At 38.7% G+C, this 26,236-nt stretch carries 20 protein-coding genes and 1 other RNA gene; 13 read left to right on the top strand and 8 right to left on the bottom strand.

What is annotated here, in order from left to right; translation table 11 throughout:
* Positions 1–114 precede the first annotated feature (114 nt).
* Together rnpB and ACE1EF_RS17950 are read left to right on the top strand one after the other, a co-directional pair.
* Positions 115–458, top strand: an RNA gene (rnpB, locus tag ACE1EF_RS17955) — RNase P RNA component class A.
* A 15-nt stretch (positions 459–473) separates the two neighbouring features.
* A complete protein-coding gene (locus ACE1EF_RS17950) occupies positions 474–1,892 on the top strand; it encodes a YhjD/YihY/BrkB family envelope integrity protein (protein ID WP_375722082.1) in 1,419 nt (472 codons plus the stop codon).
* 4 nt (positions 1,893–1,896) lie between these two features.
* On the opposite strand, the gene ACE1EF_RS17945 is transcribed toward ACE1EF_RS17950, so the two are convergent.
* Entirely contained in the window at positions 1,897–3,261 is a 1,365-nt protein-coding gene (locus ACE1EF_RS17945; protein WP_375722081.1) for a sigma-54-dependent transcriptional regulator, read from the bottom strand.
* A 385-nt stretch (positions 3,262–3,646) separates the two neighbouring features.
* Positions 3,647–5,995 carry an ATP-binding protein gene (locus tag ACE1EF_RS17940; protein WP_375722080.1) on the bottom strand — a complete coding sequence of 783 codons (2,349 nt, stop codon included), beginning with the start codon at positions 5,993–5,995 and terminating at the stop codon, positions 3,647–3,649.
* Between the two features lie 415 nt (positions 5,996–6,410).
* On the opposite strand from ACE1EF_RS17940, the gene ACE1EF_RS17935 reads away from it, so the two are divergent.
* From ACE1EF_RS17935 to ACE1EF_RS17920, 4 genes are all read left to right on the top strand, one after another.
* Positions 6,411–6,599, top strand: coding sequence for a CsbD family protein (locus ACE1EF_RS17935; protein ID WP_375722079.1), 189 nt, complete (start codon positions 6,411–6,413; stop codon positions 6,597–6,599).
* Between the two features lie 60 nt (positions 6,600–6,659).
* Entirely contained in the window at positions 6,660–7,118 is a 459-nt protein-coding gene (locus tag ACE1EF_RS17930; protein WP_375722078.1) for a hypothetical protein, read from the top strand.
* Positions 7,119–7,286: 168 nt separating this feature from the next.
* Positions 7,287–8,228, top strand: a complete 942-nt coding sequence (locus ACE1EF_RS17925; protein ID WP_375722077.1) for a DUF6807 family protein — start codon at positions 7,287–7,289, stop codon at positions 8,226–8,228.
* 155 nt (positions 8,229–8,383) lie between these two features.
* On the top strand, positions 8,384–9,886 hold the full coding sequence (locus tag ACE1EF_RS17920; RefSeq protein WP_375722076.1) for a TlpA family protein disulfide reductase: 1,503 nt from the start codon (positions 8,384–8,386) through the stop codon (positions 9,884–9,886).
* On the opposite strand, the gene ACE1EF_RS17915 is transcribed toward ACE1EF_RS17920, so the two are convergent.
* Complete coding sequence (locus ACE1EF_RS17915; RefSeq protein WP_375722075.1) at positions 9,883–10,938, bottom strand: AI-2E family transporter; 1,056 nt, start codon at positions 10,936–10,938, stop codon at positions 9,883–9,885. The two genes, ACE1EF_RS17920 and ACE1EF_RS17915, sit on opposite strands and share 4 nt — an antisense overlap.
* A gap of 236 nt (positions 10,939–11,174) precedes the next feature.
* Here ACE1EF_RS17915 and ACE1EF_RS17910 point away from each other — a divergent pair, with 236 nt between their 5' ends.
* The 5 genes from ACE1EF_RS17910 to tamL all read left to right on the top strand — a co-directional run bounded on the left by ACE1EF_RS17910 (position 11,175) and on the right by tamL (position 19,445).
* The gene (locus tag ACE1EF_RS17910; RefSeq protein ID WP_375722074.1) at positions 11,175–11,489 is read left to right on the top strand and encodes a YtxH domain-containing protein; all 315 of its coding nucleotides are present in this window, start codon (positions 11,175–11,177) and stop codon (positions 11,487–11,489) included.
* A gap of 2 nt (positions 11,490–11,491) precedes the next feature.
* Positions 11,492–11,860, top strand: coding sequence for a phage holin family protein (locus ACE1EF_RS17905; protein ID WP_375722073.1), 369 nt, complete (start codon positions 11,492–11,494; stop codon positions 11,858–11,860).
* The gene (locus ACE1EF_RS17900; protein ID WP_375722072.1) at positions 11,857–12,114 is read left to right on the top strand and encodes a hypothetical protein; all 258 of its coding nucleotides are present in this window, start codon (positions 11,857–11,859) and stop codon (positions 12,112–12,114) included. Before ACE1EF_RS17905 ends, ACE1EF_RS17900 begins: the two co-directional genes overlap by 4 nt.
* 91 nt (positions 12,115–12,205) lie before the next feature.
* Entirely contained in the window at positions 12,206–17,173 is a 4,968-nt protein-coding gene (locus tag ACE1EF_RS17895; RefSeq protein WP_375722071.1) for a translocation/assembly module TamB domain-containing protein, read from the top strand.
* Positions 17,157–19,445, top strand: coding sequence for a translocation and assembly module lipoprotein TamL (gene tamL, locus ACE1EF_RS17890; RefSeq protein ID WP_375722070.1), 2,289 nt, complete (start codon positions 17,157–17,159; stop codon positions 19,443–19,445). Before ACE1EF_RS17895 ends, tamL begins: the two co-directional genes overlap by 17 nt.
* A gap of 61 nt (positions 19,446–19,506) precedes the next feature.
* Here the strand turns inward: tamL and ACE1EF_RS17885 are convergent, their stop codons facing one another.
* Complete coding sequence (locus ACE1EF_RS17885; RefSeq protein ID WP_375722069.1) at positions 19,507–20,109, bottom strand: superoxide dismutase; 603 nt, start codon at positions 20,107–20,109, stop codon at positions 19,507–19,509.
* Positions 20,110–20,378: 269 nt separating this feature from the next.
* The gene (locus tag ACE1EF_RS17880) at positions 20,379–21,590 is read right to left on the bottom strand and encodes an outer membrane protein assembly factor BamB family protein (protein ID WP_375722068.1); all 1,212 of its coding nucleotides are present in this window, start codon (positions 21,588–21,590) and stop codon (positions 20,379–20,381) included.
* A 132-nt stretch (positions 21,591–21,722) separates the two neighbouring features.
* On the opposite strand from ACE1EF_RS17880, the gene ACE1EF_RS17875 reads away from it, so the two are divergent.
* Positions 21,723–22,649, top strand: a complete 927-nt coding sequence (locus ACE1EF_RS17875; RefSeq protein WP_375722067.1) for a DMT family transporter — start codon at positions 21,723–21,725, stop codon at positions 22,647–22,649.
* Here ACE1EF_RS17875 and ACE1EF_RS17870 read toward each other — a convergent pair.
* Genes ACE1EF_RS17870 through ACE1EF_RS17860 form a run of 3 tightly spaced genes read right to left on the bottom strand, consistent with a single transcriptional unit; the run spans position 22,621 to position 24,622 of the window.
* The gene (locus ACE1EF_RS17870; protein ID WP_375722066.1) at positions 22,621–23,157 is read right to left on the bottom strand and encodes an RsmD family RNA methyltransferase; all 537 of its coding nucleotides are present in this window, start codon (positions 23,155–23,157) and stop codon (positions 22,621–22,623) included. The two genes, ACE1EF_RS17875 and ACE1EF_RS17870, sit on opposite strands and share 29 nt — an antisense overlap.
* A complete protein-coding gene (locus ACE1EF_RS17865) occupies positions 23,148–23,978 on the bottom strand; it encodes a DUF3822 family protein (protein WP_375722065.1) in 831 nt (276 codons plus the stop codon). The genes ACE1EF_RS17870 and ACE1EF_RS17865 overlap by 10 nt, the downstream gene beginning before the upstream one ends.
* A gap of 14 nt (positions 23,979–23,992) precedes the next feature.
* Positions 23,993–24,622 carry a hypothetical protein gene (locus tag ACE1EF_RS17860; protein WP_375722064.1) on the bottom strand — a complete coding sequence of 210 codons (630 nt, stop codon included), beginning with the start codon at positions 24,620–24,622 and terminating at the stop codon, positions 23,993–23,995.
* A 106-nt stretch (positions 24,623–24,728) separates the two neighbouring features.
* Between ACE1EF_RS17860 and ACE1EF_RS17855 the strand changes: the two genes are divergently transcribed.
* A complete protein-coding gene (locus tag ACE1EF_RS17855; protein ID WP_375722063.1) occupies positions 24,729–26,177 on the top strand; it encodes an ATP-dependent DNA helicase in 1,449 nt (482 codons plus the stop codon).
* The last annotated feature ends 59 nt before the right edge of the window (positions 26,178–26,236 follow it).

Below are 26,236 nucleotides of genomic sequence, written 5' to 3'. Positions count from 1 at the left end.
CAAACCATGGGCGGTTTTTTGTTTTGGATCAGCATAAAATAGCATATAAGTGTTTAATTTAATTCATTTTAGCCGGTAAACTCTTCGAATATATATTTTTGTACCTTTGCAACACCAGCAGGCCGGTCTGTCGCTCCATATTTGTCGGAGAGGAAAGTCCGGGCAACACAGGGCACCGAACTTCGGAAAGCGAAGATGTTTGTGAAGGCATAGTAATGTAACAGAAAATAACCGTCCCGATGTATATCGGGATAAGGGTGAAAAGGTGGGGTAAGAGCCCACCAGTATTTATGGCAACATAAATAGCTGTATGTCTTTCGGGTTGCAAGACCATGTATATCCCGTATAAAGCTGCCCGCTTTTTTCTTTGGAAGACGGGAGGGGTAGGTCGCTCAGATAAATGACAGACATCCCGGTTTATCGGGAGACAGAACCCGGCTTACAGGCCTGCTGTTTTTTTTAATCTATCTGTAATGAGCAAATTAAACGATCTTATTCATTTCGTTACGCAGGACATCTGGAGAATACCTGAAAAAGAACTGTCCACATGGAAGCGTTATCTGATGAAGCCGTTCAGGATCCTGGCCTTATCTATCCAGGGTTTTCTTGAAGATAAAGTACAACTTCGCGCGTCTGCACTAACCTATTATTCGTTATGGGCAGTAGTCCCTATTTTAGCTTTGTTGCTTGGAATAGCCCGGGGATTTGGCTTTCAGAATTATATTGAAGATCAGATTATAAAAAATTTCAGCGACCAGACCATCATCATAACCTCCGATTCTGTTAAAGTCACGGAATCCCCCGCTGATACAGCAATGTATACGGATTCTATACCGCAAACCAGGGAGACGAATGTTGCTGAAAAAATTCTTGGATTTGCATATAAATATCTCGATAAGACGCAGGAAGGTTTCATTTTAGGGATAGGCCTCATCATTCTGTTTTGGTCTGTCATAAATATGCTGAGCCATATAGAAAATACGTTTAATGATATCTGGCAGATCCGAAAACCGCGAACGATATTACGAAAATACACGGATTATTTCGGTTTTATGATTCTGGCTCCGGTTATCATCATTTTTTCTGCCGGGGCCAATGTGTTTGTAACCACCAGAATTGAAGAACTGTTTAAAGTCCTGGGGCTGGACTTTGCCATCGGACCCATAACCCTTATTCTGGCAACCGTAGCTCCTTATGTGCTCTACACCCTTGTGTTTTTTCTGTTTTATATCGTGATCCCAAATACCAAGGTTAAGGTTGTACCAGCCTTAATTGCCGGTGTACTGGTCGGAATATTGTTCCAGTTTTTACAGTATGGGTATATCAACGGGCAGGTGTATTTGTCACGTATAAATGCTGTGTACGGGACATTTGCTGCCTTGCCGTTATTTCTTATGTTTTTGCAGCTTGGCTGGGTCCTTGTATTATATGGGGCAGAGTTCTCTTTCGCCATTCAAAACAACAAAAATTTTCTATACGACAGTGACATTAAAGATATAAGTATAGCATACCGGAATTCGATTTTGTTTTATATCCTTTACCTTATTATTGATCGTTTCAAGGTGGGGAAAGAACCCTTAAAAGCCAGTGAAATTGCAGATAACGAAAATATTCCGGTCAGACTTGTGCGTAAGATTATGGGTGATCTGCAACGGGCCGGATTAATCTCAGAAGTGAATACAGTGGATGACACCGCTTATCAGCCTGCGGTTGATATTGACATTATTACCATCCAGTATGTTCGCTTTAAAATGGATAATCTTGGCAGCAGTAATTTTCTGCCACTGAAACAATCAGCCTATAAGAAGATCAGGCAAACCATCGTTAATGCTGAAGAGAAATTTATTCTGTCAGACGAAAACATCTGTATTAAGGATCTTTCATTGAAATAGCATCTTACTGACGAGCTATATCTATGTTGTAGGTCTTTAATTTGTTATACAGGGTTTTGCGGTCAATGTTCAGCATCTTAGCTGCTTTGGATTTATTGTACTTCGCTTCATTTAATGCATTTAATATCAGCTCTTTTTCTGTTAGTGAGGTGACTTCACGCAGATCAGGGATGCCATTCTCATTTATCAAACCGGAATTCAGATAAACACCATCATTATCCAGTTTTCCGGTAAATTCTTCCGGCAATACATCTTTTGAGATTTCATCACCCTGTGTCAGCAAAACGGATCGGTTTATAACATTACGCAATTCACGGATATTACCATCCCATTTGTAGTTCATAAAAATATCATGTACCTCATCACTGAGTTGTTTAACCGATTTATTAAAAGATTTATTGGCTTTTTGAATAAAGTAGTTTACAAAATCAGGGATATCTTCTTTTCGTTTCCGCAGTGGAGGAATTTTTATTTTAAAACCATTTAAACGGTGATAGAGGTCTTCTCTGAATTCGTTCCGTTTCACCATTTCTGAAAGATCTTCATTTGTGGCAGTGATAATTCTGACATCTGTTTTAATGGGTTTATTTCCTCCGACCCGGTAAATAACTTTTTCCTGTAATGCCCGAAGTAGTTTTACCTGGTTTTCGTAGGTCAGGTTACCTACTTCATCAAGAAACAGTGTTCCACCTTTGGCTTGCTCAAAGTATCCCTTTTTGTCATTAATTGCACCGGTAAAGGAGCCTTTAACATGCCCGAATAATTCACTGTTTGCCAGTTCTTTGGGTAGTGCGCCACAGTCGACAGCTACAAATGGTTTATCTTTTCGTTCACTCTGATCATGTATTGCCCGGGCAATATACTCTTTTCCAGCACCGGTTTCACCCTGCAGAATAACCATCACATCAGTTGGGGCAACTATTTCACAATAGGATAATACCTTCTGAATTTTTTTACTCGGGCCTGTAATAAAACCTGATGAAAATTCTAATGAAGGATCATGTTGAACTGTTGCACATGCGTTTGATACAAGTTGTAGAATCTGATCTGGCAAAACAGGCTTGGTAACATAATCATAAGCACCTGCTTTAATCAGTTTCACTGCAGTTTTTATTTCCTGGTACGCTGTCATAATAATGACCGGTATTCCTGGCCTTTTTTGCTTGACAAAAGCAAGCATGTCTTCACCGTTTGTGTCAGGCAGGCGGTAGTCACATAGAATAACATCATACATATTCTCAAGGATAAGTTTTTTACCCTGATCACCGGAATATGTACCTGTGGCAGCATAACCTTTCTGGTTTAAATATCGAACCAGTAGATCGCTGATATATGTATCGTCGTCGATGACTAGAATTGGGTTTTTCATATAAAAACAATTGATGATTAAGGTAATAAAGATGCTAATAAACTTACTTATAAAACATACCCGGAATGCTTTGGTTCAAAATGTCAATAGCGCTTAAAGCGGGCTGGCAGGCTTTTTTGCATATATGTTGTTTCATTTGAATTAAGAGGGTCATTTAATTGAAATCCTTTGTGCAAGGCATATCTAGAGACTAATAGCGCTTGTACAGAGGATGTCTTTTACCCTAATTTCAACTGTTTATCTTCCATTTAAACATGAGAACAGGTACAATTTATTTCATACTTTTAACATTTATTTTTTATCATAGCCCCAGACTGAAGTTGATATCCATTACACTTATTCCTGTGAGGTATCAATATGAGGTATAAGGTATTGACACGTTTATTCACGCATTTAAATCCTTAATTTCGCGGTTCAGTTTATCAATAATATCCCTGATATTGGTGGTCACCTTCTCAATGAGATTTATGGCTTTGTCTTTTCCAAACTGATTGGATGACATGTTTTTAATATCCGTAAGTAAATCTATTGTAGTATAAGCTTCCAGGTGCCTGTAAGAAGGTAAAATCCGATGCGCCGTTTCCTTGATCGAATTCCACTTATTATGCTCCAGGCTTTTCCGGAATTCAATGATGGCGTTTTCGGAGTTTACTATGAACGTTCGAAGCATATTAGCGATGAAATCGCTGTTTCCTTCTGCTATATCCTTAAGTTGCCGCAGATTATACAGGTCATTCTCACTTGCCTTCACAATAACTTTTTCAGCACTTTTTGAGTTTTTATCCGGCTTAATCTTTAATACTTTCCGCAGCACATTATACAACTCCAATTCCCTGTAGGGTTTAATTAAGTAGTCATCTATTCCTGCAGAATAATAATTTTTTATGTCCTCATTAAACACGTCAGCTGTCACTGCAATCAGTTTTATTGTGTCATTTTTTAATTCCCTGCGTACGTATTTTGCAACATCCAGCCCGCTGATATCAGGCATATGAATGTCCAGTAAAACCGCATCAAATTGTGTCTCTTTAAGTATTTTAATGGCTTCTTCACCATTGCCTGCTAACTCATAATTGCATTTCAGTTTTTCAAGAATGGTTTTACCCAGAAGTCTGTTTACGCTATCATCGTCAACCAGAAGTATATGTTTGTCAGATAATTCCATAAAGTCAAAATCATCAATATTTTCTTCGGAAAGTTCAGTCTCACTACCCTTTCTGAAAGGTAGTACAAAACTAAACCGGGTTCCCATTCCTTCTTCACTTTTTACGGTAAGACTTCCATTTTGTTTCTCTATCAGATTTTTACAAATCGTTAATCCCAGTCCTGTTCCACCATATCGTTTTGTGATGCGGGAGTCAGCTTGTCGGAACTGATCAAAAATAGTGGCCATTTTATCTGCACTTATGCCGATTCCGGTATCCATTACATCAAACCTGATTTTAACTTCATCTTCTTCATCAGATATCATAAAACATTTCATTTCAACATATCCGTTATGCGTAAATTTAATGGCATTGTTAACCAGATTGATGATGATCTGTCTCAGCCGGAAAGGATCACCCTTAATCACCATATTCAGTCTGGGATCAATATCATATGTGAAAATGAGATTTTTTTGCTCTGCTTTTATTTTCAGCGTATTGTAAATATATGTAATGACCGATTCAATCTTAAACGGTGAAACATCAAATTTAATGGCGTTGGCCTCAATTTTTGAAAGGATCAGGATGTCATTGACAAGATACAGTAAATGTTCTGACGATTTGGAAATGACTTTAACAAATTCTTCCTGTTGTTCCTGCAGTGCAGTCTGACTGAGTTGTTCAGAAAAACCGATAATGGCGTTTAAAGGGGTTCGGATTTCATGACTGATATTGGCCAGAAATTCGCTTTTAATTTTATTGGCGTTTTCCGCTTCATCTATCGTTTTCCTCAGTTTAAGTTCAAGTTCTTTTTGATCAGTAACATTTTGAGTTATGGCCGTTACACCCATTATTTCGTTGTTTTCATCATAAAGTGGAAATACCCAAATATCATAATAGCGCTTATTGTAATTGTAGCTGGTTGCAATTTCTTTACCATGCATGGCAGAGTCAAAATGTGGCTTCCATATTTCGATTAGGTTTTTATCTTCAAGCTGGTTTATCGTTTTTCCATTCAGATCTGAATCCGGGGCATCACTCAGATTGAGCTCATTCCCAACTGAGATAATAAATTTTAGGTCTGTATCAAGTACAAAAAGATTGATATCCGGAATCTGAGCCGCCAGTTTTTCATACAGGTTTTTATCCCGTTCCAGCATTTGGTAGTGCCTCATCATATGTGAAACATCCGTGGCGGCAATCAGCAGTCCATAGTTGTGATTTTCCGATTCTATTATCGAAGTATTACAGCTCAGCGAAACAATATCCTCATTTGAATTAAAAACTTTTAAAATTAAAGAATCGGGAACAACACCTGAATTATCAAGTGTCTTAAGTAAGTCATTAAATGATTTGTGATCACCCCGTGCAATGAATTTAGTAAATTTCTTCCCAACAAGGTTTTTATTATCTGAACCCAAAAGTTTGCAGCCTGCCTCATTTATATAGGCAATTTCCCCATCGGGACTGAGAATAATTAACAGTGATGGAATAAGATTAAATATATGTGCAATATGTTCATATTCCTCATTGTGTGAATTTCTTGTCAGTAGTTTTTCCAATATGACATCATCAAGCGGTACTTTCATCTTAAATAGTTTTCATCCTGTATTTATCGTAATTTATATACAACAAGGTGCATACCATTGTTTATTTATTGCGACATGTTAAATGACATTAAATTATGAAGGGTAGCGTTATATCTTAATCTTACGGTTAACAAGCTGATTTATTACATTATATGCTTTAGTCTTCATCTTTGTTTTAAATATAATCGTATCAGTATTAACTTCCAAAGTTAGTTCGTATTGGAATTAATACATGCTGGTTTGTAACGATGTTCCACACTTTTTTGTGGAAATTATGCCCGAAGCGATCGGAATTATTTTTTCTGCATTTTTGTTTTATGGGTCCGGATCGCTTTTATAATGAGGCCTTAAGCCAATATGTGAATTTATGGCATATTATTTTCATTATACTTATCGAATTTAAAAAATGATGAGTATGAATAAGTTTGAAATAAAAGGAAACTGGAATCAGGTTAAAGGATACCTGAAAGAGAAATATGGTGAGTTAACCAATGATGATCTTGTATATGTTGAAGGTAAGGAAGATCAGCTTCTAGGCCGTTTACAGGATCGTATCGGAAAATCAAAAGAAGAACTGATCAAGGAAATCAATGATGCCATCTAGAGGTAACTTTATTAAAGAGAGAATAAATACAAATATTAATATATAAACTTTATAAAAATTATGAAGAATTTACGAGTGATACTATTTTCTGCTTTGGCTGTGTTTTTTATCGCAGGATGTAATATGCAGAATAAGAATAAGCAGTCTGAAAATCAACAGACACAAATGCAGGATGAGGCACAGGATGCCGTTCAGAATTTGCGCGATGAATTAAAAGACGTAAAAGAAGAAATTGCCGAGGCAGTTAAGGATGACCCGGATAATATGAAACGTAAGGTGAATGAAGCCCTGGATAATTTTGACGACAAAGTTGATAAGTTCAAGGATAAAGCCGAGGAGTCCGGTGAAGAAATCAGTGAAAAGACTGAAGAGGCAATTGAAGATTTACAGAAACAAAGTAAAGATATCAGAGAACAAATTGCTGATTTTGGTGACAAAACAGGCGATGAATTGCAGGATTTCATGGCTGATGTAAAATCCAAACTGAAAGAATTCGGCGATAAAATTGATAACATCTAATCCTTCATATAAACATTTGATGATGCTTACAGGGTTGATAGGACGCTCGTCCTATCAACCCTGCTTTTTATATAAATGTCTAAAAACAGATCGTCTTAGACCGAATCCATATTATCGGGTTTTTTACAAAAAAACATGTAAATTGGATAAAATTCAACAAGCGCAAAAATGAAAAATAAAGCCATAATATTAATGGGTATTTGTTTAGTCATTACTCTGCAAACAGGGATGGCTCAATTATGGATGCAAAAAGTGGACGGTGGATATCTGGTCATGGAAGGCGAACAAAATGTGGCGTTTTACCAGTATAATCTAACGGGGCCTACACCGGATTTAATGAGAAACAATTTTTTACATCCGGTATATTTACCTGATGAGACGGTAATTACTGAGAATGCTCCTGATGACCATATGCATCACCGTGGTATTTTCTGGGCCTGGCACCAAATACTAATCGGATCTGAACAGGTTAGTGATTCATGGGATCTTCGCAATTTTATAACAGATATAAAGCGCGTAAGATTCAAAACGCTTAAAAATGGTAATGGCAGGCTTAAAACCAAAACATTTTGGTTATCACCGCAATATAAAGACGCGGGAAAGGCATATATGAAAGAAGAGGTCACCAGTATTTTTCATCCAAAGACGCAGAATTACAGGATTATTGATGTTATCATCACACTTACACCTCTGGTGGACAGTTTGCAACTGGGGGGCTCTGATGATGTAAAAGGGTATGGTGGTTTTTCAACTCGAATAAAGCTGCCGGATGATGTGCGGTTTTTTTCATCAAACGGGAAGGTTGAGCCTGCTAATGAAGCCGTTGAAGCTGGCGATTATATGAATATAAGCGGAACTTATGCCAAAGATGGTACGGCACCCGGAGGTTTACTGATATATGCAGATCCTGATAACCAACCCGGCTCCCCAACCTGGATACTTCGCAGCAAAAAAAGCATGCAGAATGCCGTATTCCCGGGAAGAAAGCCTGTTTATTTACCAAAACACAGGCCATTAGAATTAAAGTATTCCGTTGTGGTTTATACAGGCAAAATAGATGTAAATCAGGTTTTGAATGAGATTAGATCCACATTTCGCAAAATAAAATAAACCGGGTTCAGCAAAGCGTATTCAGGGTTTTTCTTCTTTTGTGCAACCGTTGGCTGAGTTTCAATTTTAAAAAATACAACATTTATATTAAGTGGTTTAGTATAAAATGTTTACCTTTAGAGCAGAACCCTTGAGGCGAACTAAATTACTCCACTATGTATAAAAAGTCATTCGGTTATCTCTTTATTTTGCTTGTTGTTTCCAGCAGTTGTACTTCCAGGATAATTCAAAAAATTGAGCAGAAGAAATTTGAACGTCAGAAGCTAAAAACAGCCATAATTTCCGGTAAGATTACCAATCTAAGTGTTTATCCACATATAAAGGAATTAAAGCTTGTTATCCCTGGTTTCAGAGGTGACGACCAGTTGATTACGCAGAAAATTGACTCGGTCGGTCAGTTCAGATTTGAGTTTTACCCCGTAGTATGGCGCGAAGTTAGTCTGGCTAATATAGAGGAGAGATTTGTTATCGGGCCGGGAGATAGTCTTTTCATATACAAAGATTTTGCGGATATAATTAATACAGACTTTTCAGGTGATAATGCGCAATTGAATAAGGAAATAAGTCTGTTCAGGAGTGAATACCTTGGTAGGTTTTCACACGCCTATGATATTCCGTGTTTAAATTACAAAGCATTTTGCGATAGTATCAAAAGAGTTAACAACGGGAAACTGAACCGTTTTGTAGAAAAACACAAACCATCCAAAGCATTTAAAGCCTGGGCCAGGAAACAGATTGACCTGGATTATGCCCGGTGGATGTTTAATTACCCTTTACAGTACAGGATGAGAACACGGGAAGAAATGAAGGATTCTTCAACATACTTTTCATTTACCGATAATTTAGCTGAAACCTATGATAACACGTTAATCATGGCGGATTATTTTAAGGTCGCAGAAAGATATGTTGTAAATGAATTCAACAGTGCCATGAGAGGTGACAGGAACCGCAGAATTTCAGACGATGACATTTTTGATATATTTTCATCCCGTGACACAAAAGAAAAGTACCTGAATGAGTTTCTTCTGAGTTATTTTGTCCATTCAAGCTTAAACAGTAATACAACCCGGTTTTATGATAAATACAGTGAAAAGGTCGATCAGCAGTTAGCTGATGTCTTTCTCAGGTTTTCTGTTCTTGACAGGGTTGAAAGGACCAGGGAATACCTGGATCATCCTGAGAGATTTACAGAAAAGGTGCTTGATTCCGGATATGGTAAAGAATTGAACGGGAGGAGCATTAATGTTGAAGAATCGGAACATAATATTGTGAAACGTCTGATCAGCCAGTATCCGGGTAAGGTTATATATTTTGATGTATGGGCATCAGGTTGCGCTCCCTGTATTCGTAATATGAAGTTTTCAGGAGAACTGGAGGCTCAGTACAGGAACAGGGATATGATATTTGTATATCTGAGTACCGATACCCAAAAGGACAAATGGCTGAGCAGGGTTAAAGAGCTGAACCTTGAAGGTTTGCATATTCTCTGTAGCAGAGAGGAATCGCGGGACCTCAAGGATCGGTTCGGATTCAGTGGGATTCCATACTATATGCTGGTGAATAAGAGCGGTGCAATTGTAGATTATGGTCATCATCTTATTCCTCAAAGCATCAGCACACAGGAGAAAATTAGTTTGCTGGTGGATGAGGAGCTTTAGTTCTGTTTATGTCCGAATTTTTTCCCGAGCATAAAGCTGTATGGCTTAAGCTCTTCAATGTTTTCCATCATAATTTTAAGTATGGCAAATAACGGAATAAAAAGAATCATGCCTGCTATTCCCCAGATAATTCCGCCAAGGATCAAAGCAATAAGGGCGAATAGCGGATTCATGCTCACCTGAGAACCAACAACTTTTGGCGTGAGAAAGTTGCCTTCAAAAGCCTGAACAAGAGTGTACCAGAGAACGACCCAGACGGCTGGCCAGAAGGAATCAAAATTGAGAACAGCATATAGAAAAGGAAGTGCACCACCTATAAAGGATCCGATGTAAGGAATTATAGCCAGGAAGGCAGCAAAAAAACCAAAAAGGAAGGGGTAGTCTATTCCGATGATCCATAAACCAAAACCATTTAGTATTCCCAGGATCAGCATTACAAAAAATACACCATAAAAATACTTCTGAATCACTTTCTTTATGCGGATTATGATGCCTGCAATTTCCTTTTTATCGCTGAATCCTGTTTTCTCCACAAGCAATATCCTAAAGGATGAACGGTAGAGTAGGAACAGAAAGGAAAAAATAATAGCAAGACCTATCGCAGATAAAAAGCCACTTGAAACACTTATGGTTTTTTGAATGATTGCGGTGGTTGGCAGAATACTGCCGTTTTCCTGGCTTAGCAGGTCTTTGATCTGCACTTCGCCACTGAAAAGATTGTCATTGACAAGATGGAAGAAACTGGTCAGGAGTTTGTTTATGCTGGCACCGAAATCCTTCACATTATCATATAGTTTAACAAACTGGGAACCGAAAAAATACATAATGCCGGTGAGAACCGCGGTTATGGTAACGTACGTAAGGATGATGGAAAAAAGTCGGGGAAGTTTTTTTTCAAAGAAGTCGCTTAGTGGCAGTAGGATCAACGCCAGTATTAAACCAAGAAACAATGGAATGAGAATGGTTCTTCCCAGATACATTAAAGCTAAAGTAGCCAGAAAAACGATTAATATGTTGGCTGTATTTGATACCTGTCCTGAATTTACATTCATAAAATTTAGTTTGTAAAAGAGAGGATCAAAAAGTGAGCCTATGTACGCTAACCCTTTACAGTAAAGAAAAGGCATAAATTATATTGTGACATAATTCCACAGGTGCTGTTGCTGTTTGTGTAATAAAACCCCAAAGAGATATGTGAAAACGGCTGAAACAGAGTAAAGTTCTGTTATGGCAGGGTTTTGGTAGTATACTATTTCGAAAATATGTTTAACCATTAAAAAATAAAGTTATGTCAAAAACATCAAATGCAGTATTAGGATTTGTCGCCGGAGCAGCATCCGGTGCATTAGCCGGAATCTTATTTGCTCCGGACAAAGGGAAAAAAACACGGAAGAAAATTTCTAAAAAAGCGAAAAAAGCTTCCAATGAGCTTAAAGACAGTATGAATGACAGTATCGACGATCTGAAATCTTATGTGTCAGACTTTGTGGATGAAGTTAAAACCAGGTTTAATGATCTGGAGAGCAACGTAAAAAAGAAAGCTGAAGAAAAGATTGAAGAGGTTGAAACTAAAGCCAAGGCAGCAACAGCTCAAAAGAAATAATCATGCAACAGGAATCATTTAAAGAGAATATTTCGGAGTTAAATGATATTATTCAGGGATACCTTCAGGCCCGCATTAATTTGTGGAAAGTGGAAATGCTGGAGAAGTTTACCCGTATAGGGACTTACTTTATCACAACCATCCTGGTCCTGGTCTCCCTGTTAATGTTATTGATGCTGGTTTCTTTTGCATTTTCATTTTGGTATGGTGAAACCCATGGAAGCATATCAGAAGGTTTTCTGATTTCCGGAGGGATTTATCTGATCATTATAATTCTGGGTTATTTCTTTCGTCGTCAGTTGTTTTCCAATCCACTGGTGAAGCACTTATCCTCTATAATTTTCAATCCCAAAAATGACAATCAGAAATGAAGGCATTAGAAAAGAATAAGTTACACGAAATTCATTCACTCCAGGAACTGGCTTATGTAAAGTACATGCTGGAATACGATGTAACTATGAAAGAAAAAGCCATCGTATCTTCACTCAAAGGCATCAGATATACTATTGTTGAGACAGTTCGACAGGGAGTGCAGGACTATACCAGAAAGCTGATAAAGCTGGCACTAATTTCACTTTTTGAAAAATTCAGAAGCCGGAAAGAAGATACAGAAACCGAAGATTAAACACTCCGTTTCTCTTTATAATTATTTACCTTTGATAGACTGCCAATCAATACACCTTAGTGTGTGTTAATTGGTAGTTTAATTTTATACTATGGCGCATAAAAAACACCGTATTTTTAAGATTCTATTCAAAACGGTTGTTGTTTTGATTAGTACGATTGTGTTTTTACTGTTGCTGATAACCACCCTTCTTATAATTCCTCCAACCGGCAATTTCATCACACAAAAGGTTGTAAGTAAGGCAGAAAAACAATTGCAAACGGATATTGCAATAGGATCAATCCGCTATGTTCCGCCTGCTCAGATTACGGTGAATGATTTTTATATTCAGGGAACCGATAAAGATACATTGGTTGCCGGAAAACGACTGGCTGTGTCTGTCAGACTAATCCCGTTACTTAAAAGCCATCTTGTGGTTGAACATGCTGAGCTGGAACATGCTTATGTACGGTTGAACCGAAATTCCAGGGATTCGTTGTTTAATTTTTCATTTGGTCATGTTTCAGAAAGTACCGCTGATACAACATCTTCTGATCACTTAAGAATTACGGTTGGAACTGTTATGCTTGATCACATTAGATTTTTAATGGAAGATGCAGTTTCAAAAAGCAATATTGCGGTTAACCTGGGGCAGTTTAAACTGGAAATGAATGCTATAGATCTTCAGAAAAACAATTATGATATCAATAATTTTGAGTTATCCGGTACTTCGGCTTTAATTGAAACCGGAAGTGTGACGGAAGTCTCTTCTGTAAGTACTGAGCCGTTAAATCTGATTGTGAAACTGAAAAGAAAAGGAAGTTTTAAAAACTGTTCAGTAAAGTATGCCGATGCTTCCGGTTCAGTCATTGATGCCAGCCATATCAATCTTGTGATCAGGGACAACACCTTTGACCTTGAGCAACAGTCCATTGTTCTGAATTCACTGGATTTAAATAACATTAGTTTAATGTTAAAAATACCGGCGTCTGCAGATACAAGCGGGAATAGCATTCAAACGAATAGGCAAAGTACTTTCACATTCCCCGATTGGCAGATAGCCGCCGATAAAATTTCATTGGAGGATAATCAGTTTATACTGGATACGGATCAGCAGAGAATGAAGGAAGGGTTTGATCCGGGGCATATTCATATCTCTGAATTATCAGGAGAAATAGATGATCTGGAGTTGGACGACAAGGGTTTGAATATGAACCTGGAAAAATTTGCCCTGTTATCCGGGAACCAATTCAGAATTAAAAACTTTGGTTCAGGTATTTCGGTGAATCAAAACGAACTGAATATAAATTCTCTGGTATTAAATACATCAGCCAGCACGTATAACGGTTCAATACGTTTAAGCTATAATTCTCTTGTTGCGCTGACTGAACAGCCACAGTCTATTGACATCAATACTTTTCGTCAGGATGCCAGCATGAATATCAGGGATGTAGCATATTTTCTGCCTGAACTTTCCGATTCCTTTCCGGATCTGGTTCAAAACGGTATTGTACTGAACATCAGATCTGATATAAGTGGCATGATTGATTCGCTCAACATATCACAACTTGAATTTTCATCGGACAACAAGGTAAAGATGGCCATAAGTGGGAAGGTTTTTAATGCTACCAACATAGATCAGCTCCGCACTGATTTAACCATTAAACACTTTTGGCTCAACTACCTTCAGCTTAAGCCTTACCTGACAATGCTGGATCTTCCGGAAGGTTTGGTTCTGCCCGATACTTTAAGTATAACCGGTTACGGAAGCGGTGGACTCTATGAAGCACGAACTGAAGTGCAGATGTCATCTGTTCAGGGTAAAATTGTATTGAAAGGAACCTACCGCAAGGACACCGTTCAGCAAAGTACATCACTTACAGCAAAAATTGGTATTCCGGAATATAAACTTGGTGTTTTATTGGATAATCCGGATACGATTGGTGCATTATCGGCAACTGCAAATCTGAATGCTGTTCTGGTGAAAGATAAATTGCAAAAACTTGATGGAGATGTAAAGATCAGATCGCTGGATTACGGGGGGTATACATATAAAAATATTACTGCAAACGCAGAACAGCGGAACGACACTCTTTATGCCCGAATCAACTCAGCCGATCCTAATCTGAAGTTAACCACCGATGCCTCTTATTATGTTGCGGATTCAGTGTCTGTTATAAGTTTGGCACTTCATGCAGATTATATCGATCTGCAATCGCTAAAACTCAGGAATGAGGACTTCAGAATGAGTGGCATGGTCAGAGCGGATATTTCAGGTAGTCTTCCCAACGAATTTAATAGTTCTCTGGTTATTAATAAACTGGTTATCAACCGCAACAATACAGTCTATTATCCTGACTCTCTATTTCTCAGTGCTAAGGTTGGTGATACAAGCAATATTAAGCTGATATCTCCCTTCGCTCATGCGGAATATAACGGAACACTACAACCGATGGATCTGGGGAATTGGTTAATGAATTATGTTCCTTTTATTAAAAGAAATGGTGATTCACCAGATGTTGAGCGTTTAAAATCAAAAAGTTTTACATTTAAATTAAGACTGGAGGAAGATCCTGTTTATACCCAACTTCTGACTCCCGGTTTAAAACAGTTGAATCCAACTACATTAAATGCTTCATATAATGAAAATGATGGTCTTCATGCAGAACTGGTTTTGCCTTACCTGGAGTATAATTCCATGGCGGTGGATTCTCTGTTTACTGAACTTAATGCAGATCAGAATAAGTTTAATTACAGATCCGGTTTCAGGCAGGTGAATTCCGGCTCTGTAACCATCCCTGCAACACGGATTAGCGGTATATTGAAGGATAGCCTTCTGTTTAATACCTTAGACCTGCCGTACGATGAAAACCACTCGGCTTACTTTATTCAGGCCAGGCTTTCAAAAAATGGAAATGAGAATTTACAAATCAGCATATTGCCGGATAGCCTTATTCTAAACCGTAGTCCCTGGAGAATTTCAAAGGATAATGCAATTCTGTTAAAGAAAAACCGGACTCTGTTCAGCAATTTTCAGCTATCACATAACTCCGATACCCTTAGTGTCGTGAGCAGCAGGGATTACAGCGATCAGGATCAAACAGAGATTAATTTTTCCAATTTCAACCTTAAAACACTGGCTTCTCTCGCAGAATATGATGGTAAAGCACCTTCTGCAGTTATAAACGGAAAGGCTGTGTTTGGTAAGAAAGACAGCAGGTCTACATTCACATCGGATTTATTGATTTCAGATCTGAAACTATTCGGAAATACGGTGTTCGATATGCTGGACCTGAAGGCGGAACAAACGACCGCTGATCTGTACGATTTTAACATAGACTTACAAAACAATGGCCGTACATCAAGGTTGCAGGGGCAATATAAGGTTGGAGAAATTACGACGCTGGACATGGATATTGTACTTAACCGTTTTACTTTATCTCCTTTTGCGCCACTGCTGGAAAGTCAGTTTTATGCTTTAACGGGAGAACTTTCCGGACAACTAAAACTTTCCGGATCAACAGACAAACCCATGTTGAATGGACAACTAAGGTTCGATAGTCTGCTTGTGAATCCCGTGCTTTTGAATTCTCCTTTAACCATGAATGATGCTACGGTTGAAGTTCGTAATAATACCTTGCAATTTAATAAAACCACCATAGCAGATAAGAATAAGCATAAAGCGGTTTTAAACGGAACCCTGGCATATCGTCCGGAAAACAAAACAACATTTAATCTTAACTTCAAGGCAAATGACTTCATGTTTATCAATGTGGATAAGAATGAACTTGATCTGTATCATGGTACATTAATCACGGATGTTGATGCATCTTTAACAGGAAATCTTAACCGTCCTGTACTGAATATGAAAACGACCATCAAGGAAGGATCAGATTTACATTTCACAGTTCCTGAAGCCTCATCCGATCCCGGTGAGGAACAGGATGTGGCTGAATTCATCAACAAAGACACATCGGTGGTGACCAGGATTTCGGATCAGAGCCTGAACTATTCAGGAAGTTTACCGGATATTACGGCTAATATATCCTTTCAGGATAATATACCGGTTACCATCGTAATTGATCCGGTTACCAAAGAACAGTTGCAGGTAAGTGGCAAGGGTGATCTTTCCCTACGGCTGAGTGGTAATTCGGAACCTTCACTGAGTGGACGCTATACCATAAACAGTGGAAAGTATACACTACTGCTATATAATGTTTTTAAACGGACCTTTAATATTAGGCAGGGGAGTTACCTGCTTTGGACAGGAAATGTTCTGAAACCTGAAGTGGATCTTGTGGCGTCGTTTGATGTTAATACCAGTCCCATTGGTCTGGTGGCAAATGAGTTGAACGCGGGAAGTCAGAGTTTGTCTCAGTACAGAAAGCCTTTGCCATTCAGTGTTGTCATGAATCTGAAGGGTGACTTACTCTCTCCGGATATAAATTTTGACATTGAAACACCACCGGGAAAAGCCGATGCTCTGGTCTCGGAGCAACTCAACCGTTTAAACAGCGATGAATCGGCAGTTAATAAACAGGTTCTTTCCCTTTTGATTTTTAAATCTTTTATGAATCAGAATGTTGGTGGACCGGATATGGCCTATCGGTTAAACAATACTGCCAGAAACGGATTAAGTAATATTCTGAGTAACAGCTTCAATCAGTTTGCGCAAAACTACATAAAAGGTATAAATCTTACCCTTGATGTTGAATCCAGGGCGGGGCTCAGTAATACTTCATCAGGAAACACGGACCTTGTATTTGGTGCTTCCAAGACGCTTTTCAGTGACAGACTGACCATAGAGGTTGGAAGCAGCATTAATGTAGAGAATGAAAACAGCAGGCCACCGGGTTCGAATACTGTTGCAGGAGACTTTAAAATTGACTACAAGGTATCAAAGGAGGGAGGTATTAGCGTGCAGGCCTTCCGGTCATCTGAATATGAGGACGTACTGGTTGGCGATGTTGTTAAAACGGGTATCGCTCTTAAACTGAGCAAGGCATTTACACACTTTAGTGAATTGTTTAAACGCAAAAACAAAAAAAAGACAGAAGGTGAGAATGATAATACAAAGTAAAAACATATTGCTCCAGTCCTTTGCTGTTATGCTATCGATTCTGGTATTGGCTTCATGCCGGCCCACCCGGTATATCAGTGAAAATGAAAGCCTGTATACCGGTGCTGATCTGGATATGGGTGATAGTTTTTATGAAGATTTGTCACTGAAAAGCGATTTAAACAATGTGATCATTCCGGATCCAAACCGGAAGGTACTTGGTGTATTCCCAATGAGGATGTGGTTTTATCATATTGCCGGGGATTCGGTTCCGGAAAAAGGATTAAGGCATTGGTTAAAGTACCGTATAGGCGAGGAGCCGGTTATATACCAGACATACATGGCGGAACGATCTAAAAGTAATCTTCAGTATGAACTGAAAAGGCAGGGGTATTTCGACGCCCGCACCTCCTTCGATCCGGTGACAAAACATAAAAAGACAGCTGTAACTTATAAGGTTCAAACGGGTAACAGGTACAAAATAAATAATGTTACCTTTCCCGATACCATAAACGGAATCACCCGACGCATATCTGAATCGCAAAATAATACAGTCCTTAAGAAAGGAGAGTTTTACGATCTCGATATGTTGAAAGAAGAACGGGAGCGGATCGGGACTTTCCTGAATAACAGAGGCTATTACGCGTTTATTCCGGACTATATAGGGTTCAAACTTGATAGCAGCAGAACCAGTCATACCATAGATTTGATGATGTACCTGAAAGCAAGTATGCCCGAAAAAGCAACCAGGGTGTACTCGCTTGGTGATGTTTACGTCATAGAAAATGCAAATGAGGAAAAAAGACCGGATACCATAAATATGAAACGGATACATTATGTTTCAGAGGAGTACACCCTGAAACCAAATGTTTTGAAACGAAGTATTCTTTTTAATCCGGGCGATCAGTTCCGCTTAAACCGTCATAATGCTACCATAAAAAAACTTGTTGGACTGGATGTGTATAAGTATATCAATATCGACTATAAGGAAGATTCAACTTCCGGCTCTCCGGTACTGATCCCTGAAATAAAGCTCACCCCTGATATTCCCAAAACCGTAGATTTGACGCTCGAAGCCGTCACAAAATCCAATGATCAGAGTGGTCCGGGTCTAAGCCTAAGCTACAATGACAGGAACTTTTTGCATCGGGCACAAAAGTTAAACATTGGACTCAATGCCGGTTTTGAAACGCAGTTGTTCAGCAAGAAGCAGGGCGTAAACTCAATCAATCTCTCGCTTGAGTCCTCCCTGGAAATTCCGAAGCTCGTGTTTCCGTTTTTAGATCTGAACAAGCTTTTGGCAGATAAATACAGATCATCCACATCGTTCACACTGGATAACTCTTTTCTGCGCAGAGAACAATATTTTAGCATGTATTCACTTAATGCCGGTTGGGCATATAACTGGCAGGAAACGGCAGAGAAGCATCATAGCCTTAAAATATTTTCGCTGGATTATGCAGATATCTATAAACAATCAGAAGCGTTTATAAACTTAAATAAAAAAGACCCTCTTGTAGCACAGAGTTATGCTGAACAGTTTATCTTAAGCTGGCAATATACTTTTACGTACAGGAACCAGGATTTTACAGATAAGCGGCTTTCCTCTTATTTCTCAGGAAATCTTGAAACGGCAGGAAATGTACTGAACTGGATTGATGGGAAAAGTGGAACCAGAAATAAGTTTCTGGGTGTTTATTTTGCCCAGTATGTAAGAACGACGCTGGATACGAGATTTTATTATGATCTGAAAAAATATGGATCACTTGCATACAGATTTTATGCAGGAGTGGGATATGCATATAATAACTCAAACGTATTGCCATACAGCAAACAGTTCTTTTCAGGAGGAGCAAACAGTCTGCGTGGATTTCGGTATAATTCTATCGGCCCGGGATCGTATAGAGATACATCTTTAAATAATGTGTTGTATTACCAACCCGGTGATATCAAGCTGGAAACCAACCTTGAGTACCGGTTTCCAATTGCCGGCTTTTTTAAGGGAGCCTTGTTTATGGATGCCGGTAATATATGGCTGTTACGTGAAAACGCTTATAAACCGGGTAGTCTTTTTAAACCTGATAATATACTATCGCAATTAGCTGTAAATACAGGTTTAGGCCTGCGTCTGGATGCATCAATCATTATCCTTCGGCTGGATATAGGTTTGCCATTGCGCGATCCTTCACTTCCGGCAGGGGAACGGTGGTTAACCCGGTCTTCCAATATGTCGTCATGGAACTGGTACCGGAATAACCTGGTATTCAATATTGCTCTTGGCTACCCGTTTTGACATAAAAAAACTGCATTACAGCAAGTGTAATACAGTTTTTGTTTAGGTATACTTCGTATTGTTATTCGTTGTAAAGCGCTGCAACCTTATCCCAGTTTACTACGTTCCAGAATGCACTGATATAATCCGGACGTCTGTTCTGATAATTCAGATAATATGCATGTTCCCAGACATCAAGTCCAAGGATTGGTTTACCTTTAACATCGGCTACATCCATCAGCGGATTATCCTGATTAGGGGTTGAAGTAACGACTAAATCCCCGTTATCCAGTTTTACCAGCCAGGCCCATCCGGAACCAAAACGCGTGGCAGCTGCATTCGAAAATTCTTCTTTAAATTTATCCAGAGAACCGAAAGCTTTATCAATGGCAGCTTTCAGGTTTGCATCCATTTCTTTTCCTGATCCCGGAGCGATCCACTCCCAGAATAACTTGTGATTGTAAAAACCACCACCGTTATTTCTCACGGCCGGGGATAATTTTGAAACACCTGCGAAAATTTCTTCAATCGATTTATTTGCTAAATCTGTATTTTCTACTGCATCATTCAGTTTGCTGGTATATGCTGCATGATGTTTTGTGTGGTGAATCTCCATTGTTCTTGCGTCAATGTGTGGTTCAAGGGCTGAATAATCATACCCAAGATCCGGTAATTTATAAGCCATAATATTTCAGTTTTAAATTATTAATATTTCCTGTTTTATTCTCCGTTTCAAATATTCCGTTCGGGGAATGTATTCAATTAACAATACTAAACCGGTTGTTGTTTATTCTTAGATTGAATAAAAATAGATTACTGAAACGAAACAGGTGTATGTGCATTGCAAGACACACATATACAGTGCTTTAAGGCTTAATACTTTTTAACAATTGACGGGTTGGATTATAGTTTTTAGTGCATTGTTTCAATAATGCGACAGACATAAAATGAGACTTAAGAACCAACATTAATACAGGCCAGATCACCATTGGAATTTCGAACAAATATTTTTCCGTTGGTAAAGGTCGGTGCAGTCCAGCACCAGTGCGTATTTTTATTAATACTGGGTAGAACCTGCAAAATAGATAGTTCAGTGTATTCTTCCGGATTGGTTTCTACGATTGCTACTTTACCCAGTCCCGATAGAATAACCAGTTTATCATCAACGGCAGAAACTGATCCAAACAGATCGTAGGTATGATTCCACATCTCTTTGCCCGATGAAAGGTCTAGACAAAACAATTTCATTTTATTTCTGAAGTTGTTAAACTGATAAACATAGCCATCAACAATAACTCCTGTTCTGAACGCTGATGCAACAGTGTCATTCCTCCATACAGAACGGAAATGGGCACCCTCTTTCCGGATCAGCTCATTGGATAAAAACAGTTGATCCGGATCATCTGTAAGTATTACATCATTTTCTTTTCTGAAGTTTTTATCAGACGGATAGGTGTTTAAGATGGTACCGTTGCTTACATCCACGATGTACAGCGATGAATCGCTCATAAAAGTTCCTGCCTGGATACCATTATAATCAAATAGGGTAGTGGAAGAAAAAGCTCCGCTTCCCCTGGGACTGTTCCATATGAGCTGACCGTTTGTTTTATCAAAGGCTATTCCATGATGGTTTAGGTTCAGCAGTAAAAGGTTTTTATAAATTACGGGGGACGAACAAATTCCCCATCTGTCCCTCACGATCAGGGAATCACTGTATATATCACGCTTCCATTTTTCTTTTCCATCTTCTGCACTCAGACAGTAGAGGGTTCCTTCCCAGCTAAGTATAAACAGATTATCTTCATCAATAACCGGTGTGGATCTTGGTCCCGGAAAACTTCTTTCCGCAGAAGGATAGGTATAGGTCCAGATATCATCTCCTGTTTCAATATTCAGGCAACGCACAACAGTTTCATTTATGGTATCGGTTCCGTTTACAGACTGAGTCCATCCACTTACATAACAGTTGTTATCCTGAACTGTAATTGCTGAATGTCCTTTGCCAATATTTTTTTGCCAGGCTATAAGTGTGGAGTCCAGATTGGTTTTCCAGGGTTTATTACTGGTGATTTTTCCATTGGCTTCAGGGCCGCGCCATTTTGACCAGTTGGCTTTTGGCGTACATGACAGAAGTACAACCAGGCTTAGCAGCATGAGTGGTTTCATATGAGGTTAATTTTGTTGTGGTACCAAATTAGTTCTTATTTTCCTGAATTGCAAGCAGATAGGAAGGAGTGTTGTTTATTTCTTTTTTTCTTGTGCTTAAAAAGCATAAAATGGTCTACTTTTGTGGCCTGAATGAAACGTGAAACAAACACTATAATTCTGGCAATCATAGCCTGTCTGTTATGGTCATCAGCATTTGCTGTGATAAAGGTGGGTTTACAGTATACTCAACCTTTGCAGTTTGCCGGCATAAGATTTACCCTTTCGGGGCTGATGCTTGTTCCGCTTGCCATGCGAAGCAAAGGGTACTTTAATATAATAATTAAAAACCTTCCATTTATTCTGCTGGTCAGTTTCTTGCATGTTTTTGGTTTGTATGCCTTTTTCTATAACGGAATGAGCCGTGTTCCCGGAGCAATAGGAGCCATCATTGTGGGTAGTGGACCTTTATTCATCGCATTTATGTCACATTTTATGATGGATAACGATAAGATGGCATTGAGAAAAGCGTTGGTGATGTTGCTGGGATTTTCAGGAATCGTTTTGGTCAGTGTGGGCAAAAAAGCTTCAGGATCGGAAGATTTTAAGTTGTTGGGCGTATTGTTTTTGCTTATCAGTAACACACTGGGGGGATTTGCCAATATTGTTATTGCAAAATCCAAGGGGAAAGTGCCTGCTATCGTGCTGAGCTCCACCACACTTGTATTGGGAGGCCTGGGATTATTCGTACTCTCCGTACCACTGGAAGGATTTCAAACCGGACCATTTCCCCTTGAATACTGGTTGTCGTTATCATGGTTGAGCATGCTAAGTGCTGTGGCAATCTCTATATGGTTCAGCTTACTGAGAAGGCCAAATATCAAAGTTTCAAGTCTGAATATGTGGAAGTTTTTGGTTCCGGTTTCCGGTGTAATGCTCAGCTGGATAATCATTTCTTCGGAGAAACCGGATTTTATAACAATCTCAGGGATGCTTTTAACAGCGGTTTCTTTGATACTTATAACAAGGGTTGACAGGAAAAGGCTAAAGTCTAAACCGGCTGAAAAAATGAAAAGTTAACGCTGCCGTAGACTTTTTTTTGTGTATACCCGGGATGATCAGAAAAATTGTACTCCCTTGAATGTTCCAGAATAAACAATCCATCCTGATTTAAAAGACCGCGTTCAAAAATAATATCCGGTATTGCACTTATCCCTTTCATTTGGTAAGGCGGATCTGCAAAAATAAGATCAAACTTTAAAAGTGTTCGTTGAATAAATTTAAGGGCATCACCACGCATTAATTCTATTTCGGCTATGTTTAGTCTGTCAATAATGGACTGGATATAAGCCAGATGTTTGGGGTTCTTTTCTACAGTCAAAACACTGCTGCACCCGTTGGATGCAAGTTCCAGGCTTATGCTGCCTGTACCGGCAAACAAATCAAGCGCTTTGATATCTTCGAGTACATAATTGTTTTTAAGTACATTAAACAGGTTTTCCTTTGCAAAATCTGTGGTTGGCCTTGCTGTAAATCCTTTGGGACCTGGTAGGGTTCTGATTTTATATTTTCCTGATATTATTCGCACAACAGACTGGCATATAAGTGAGTAAAATAATGGGCCGGCAGATCATAAAAATCATTGGCAAAATTAAAAGCTTCAGGCCATCCGGAAAAGGTTACGTTTTTGATGAAGCGTTCAAGTTGTTTGATTACACTGGCATGTTTAGGCACTATACCGTCAATTTCGACAACAGTTTTCATCTGATCTAATTTCAACTGGTTGAAGCAGTAAAGGAAAAAGTAAAGAAACTCATCTTCATTCTGATAGGAATAACTGTTGGCCAGTTGCAGCGTATTATTTTTATAGGCTGAAATTGAGAATCTGCTTTGTCTGATAGTCAGTTTTATATAACTATCAGATATTCCGGGTAAAGAACAGTTTTTTACTGTATTGTGGTGTACAATAAGCGGATTGGTAAATTTTTGCTCCAGAGTATTCTGTATATCGGTATCAACAGGATAAACTGATATGTAGCTTAGTGGATCTGTCTTATCGGAGCGGATGGTGCTGTGCCTGTCCGTTTTATAATTCTTCAAGTAAAAAAGCTCTTTCTGATCTTCCTCATATAAAACAGACGGAATACAGGTTGAAGGAGAAAGGTCATAAAGAATAACGACCTTTTTGTAGTTTAAATGAAGCAGCTCTTCTGTTTTAAGATAAGTTAATGTTTGATCTTTAACAGATTTATCCGTACCATAGGGTTTATGTTTCAGATAAATGAATTTGTTGCTCAGAGAGTCACAGACCAAAAAAGAAAATCCATCCAGACAGAGCTGGATGGATAATATGTATTGATTTGTATTTTCTTTATTAAATGCCGGTGATAAAACTAGAATATCATGCATTGAAATAACATAAATTATTCCCAGTTACCAGCATAGTTATTAGCCTCTTCCAGGTCACCCACTTTCATACCCGGATAACGTTCATATTTTTCAGCTTCTAACTTCAGGTTTGTAATTTCCTGAGGATTCAGACCGTGAAGATATACTTCATATGGTGTTTTGGCTTCAAATACCTGAACTGTAACGTTTGAAGCTGTCGTTACACTTCCAGCACCCATAATAAACTGGGCTGTATCGGCAAAAGGAACAAATCGCAGAGAATCGGCAGCATAACCTTTTCCAAATAAATCCTGTGCAACAGGAATGTAAGATGTATCACGAACGATCAGACCTAACTTAATGGCTTTTGCTTCAGTCATTCCGGCATTTACCATTGAATCAGTCAGGATACCTTCTTTAAGTACGATAGGAAGAGAATCTTGTTCAATAAAATTGATTAAAGTATCAAAGCTGGCAGTGTGATGTTTGTACTTTTCCTTGTAAGCTATCTGTGCTGTTCTGATGTCCATCAGGCGAAGTTTAACAGCTTCTTCCCGTTTCGCTTTTTCCTGATCGAAACGTATTTTTTTCATCGGGCTGTCAATCACAAGATATGCCATAACGACGATGAGAATGAGAAGGATAACCTGTAATGCTTGTTTCATCTTGTTTTATTTCGTTTTATGTTAATTAGAAGAGAATTTCATCTTACCGTGCAAATTTAAAAAAAAATTGTTTCTTACTTTGGTTTTTGGAAATTTAAACTAAAAAATGTTAGAGAACCACTTTAAAGCCATATTTACAAGTTCACTACGCTTTGAACCAACCGGAGAGCAGCTGGAGCTTATAGATATGCTGACCAACTTTTACTTATCTGATAACGTATTTTCTCTGTTTTTATTGAAAGGATATGCAGGAACAGGCAAAACAACCGTAATCAGTGCATTTATTAAAACGCTTTCTCAGCTTCAGCAATCTTTTGTATTGCTGGCGCCAACTGGGAGGGCAGCTAAAGTGCTCTCACAAATGAGTGGTTTTCCGGCTTATACAATTCATAAACAAATTTACAGACAGAAAAATCCCGGTGTTGATCCGGATTCACTTGGAGCCGGTTCATTCAGCCTCGATTTTAATAAAAGTAAGGATACCGTATTCATCGTGGATGAAGCTTCCATGATTACAAATAAAGGTGACGAGCTAAACCTCTTCGGGTCCGGTGATTTACTGGATGAACTGATAAAATATGTCTACGAAGGTGCAAGATGCAGGATTATTTTCATTGGTGATCTGGCCCAGTTGCCCCCTGTAGGAACTATACTGAGTCCGGCTCTGGACCCTGGTATGCTAAGAGGCTATGGACTCGATGTTTTGGAGTTCACCCTGCGCGAAGTGTTGAGGCAAACCTCCGATTCCGGTATTTTAAGTATGGCAACCAGAATAAGAAAACAGCTGGCAGATAAGAATTTTTCCTCTATACCTAAGTTTAGTGTGAATGGCAGAGATGTTATTTCAATTTCAGGAGAGTATCTGAGTGAACAGGTCAGTGCATCTTATGACAGTGTAGGCGTTGAAAACGTCATCATCATAACCCGTTCTAATAAACGCGCCAATCTTTTTAACCAGGGTATCAGAAGCACGGTGCTTTACAGAGAGGAAGAAATCGTTACCGGAGATTATCTGATGGTGGTTAAAAACAGTTATCACTGGACAGAAAAAATAAAGGAACTCGATTTTATTGCAAACGGTGATATGGCTGAAATTGTAAGTATAAGGGGTATTACAGATCTTTACGATCAACGTTTTGCTGAAGTTACCCTGCGTTTTCCCGATTATAACAATTATGAACTTGATGTAACCATTAATACCGGAAGTATTATGCACGATGGCCCATCTCTGTCTTCCTCTGAGATGCAGGAATTATATTTTAAAATACTGGAAGACTATCCGGATGTGAAAAGCAAAAAAGAAACGGTGAAGACAATGCGGGAAGATCCTTTTTATAATGCGTTGCAGGTTAAATACGGCTATGCAGTTACCTGTCATAAATCTCAGGGGGGCCAGTGGAAACATGTTTACCTTGATCTCGGTTACATCACAGACGAAATGGTTGATCTGGAGTTTTTACGCTGGTTGTATACAGCAGTCACCAGGGCGACAGACAAACTTTACCTTGTTAATTTCCCGGCAGCAATTCTTGAATATACAGACGATAGTGTATAATACGCGATAATCTGAATGTCAAAGAGACGATTTAACGTGCTATTTTTTATTCTGTTCCC

It is taken from the genome of Quyinboa sediminis, assembly GCF_042219855.1.
Lineage (GTDB): Bacteria > Bacteroidota > Bacteroidia > Bacteroidales > UBA5342 > JBHJHP01.
This window is presented reverse-complemented; position numbering and strand designations above follow the sequence as displayed.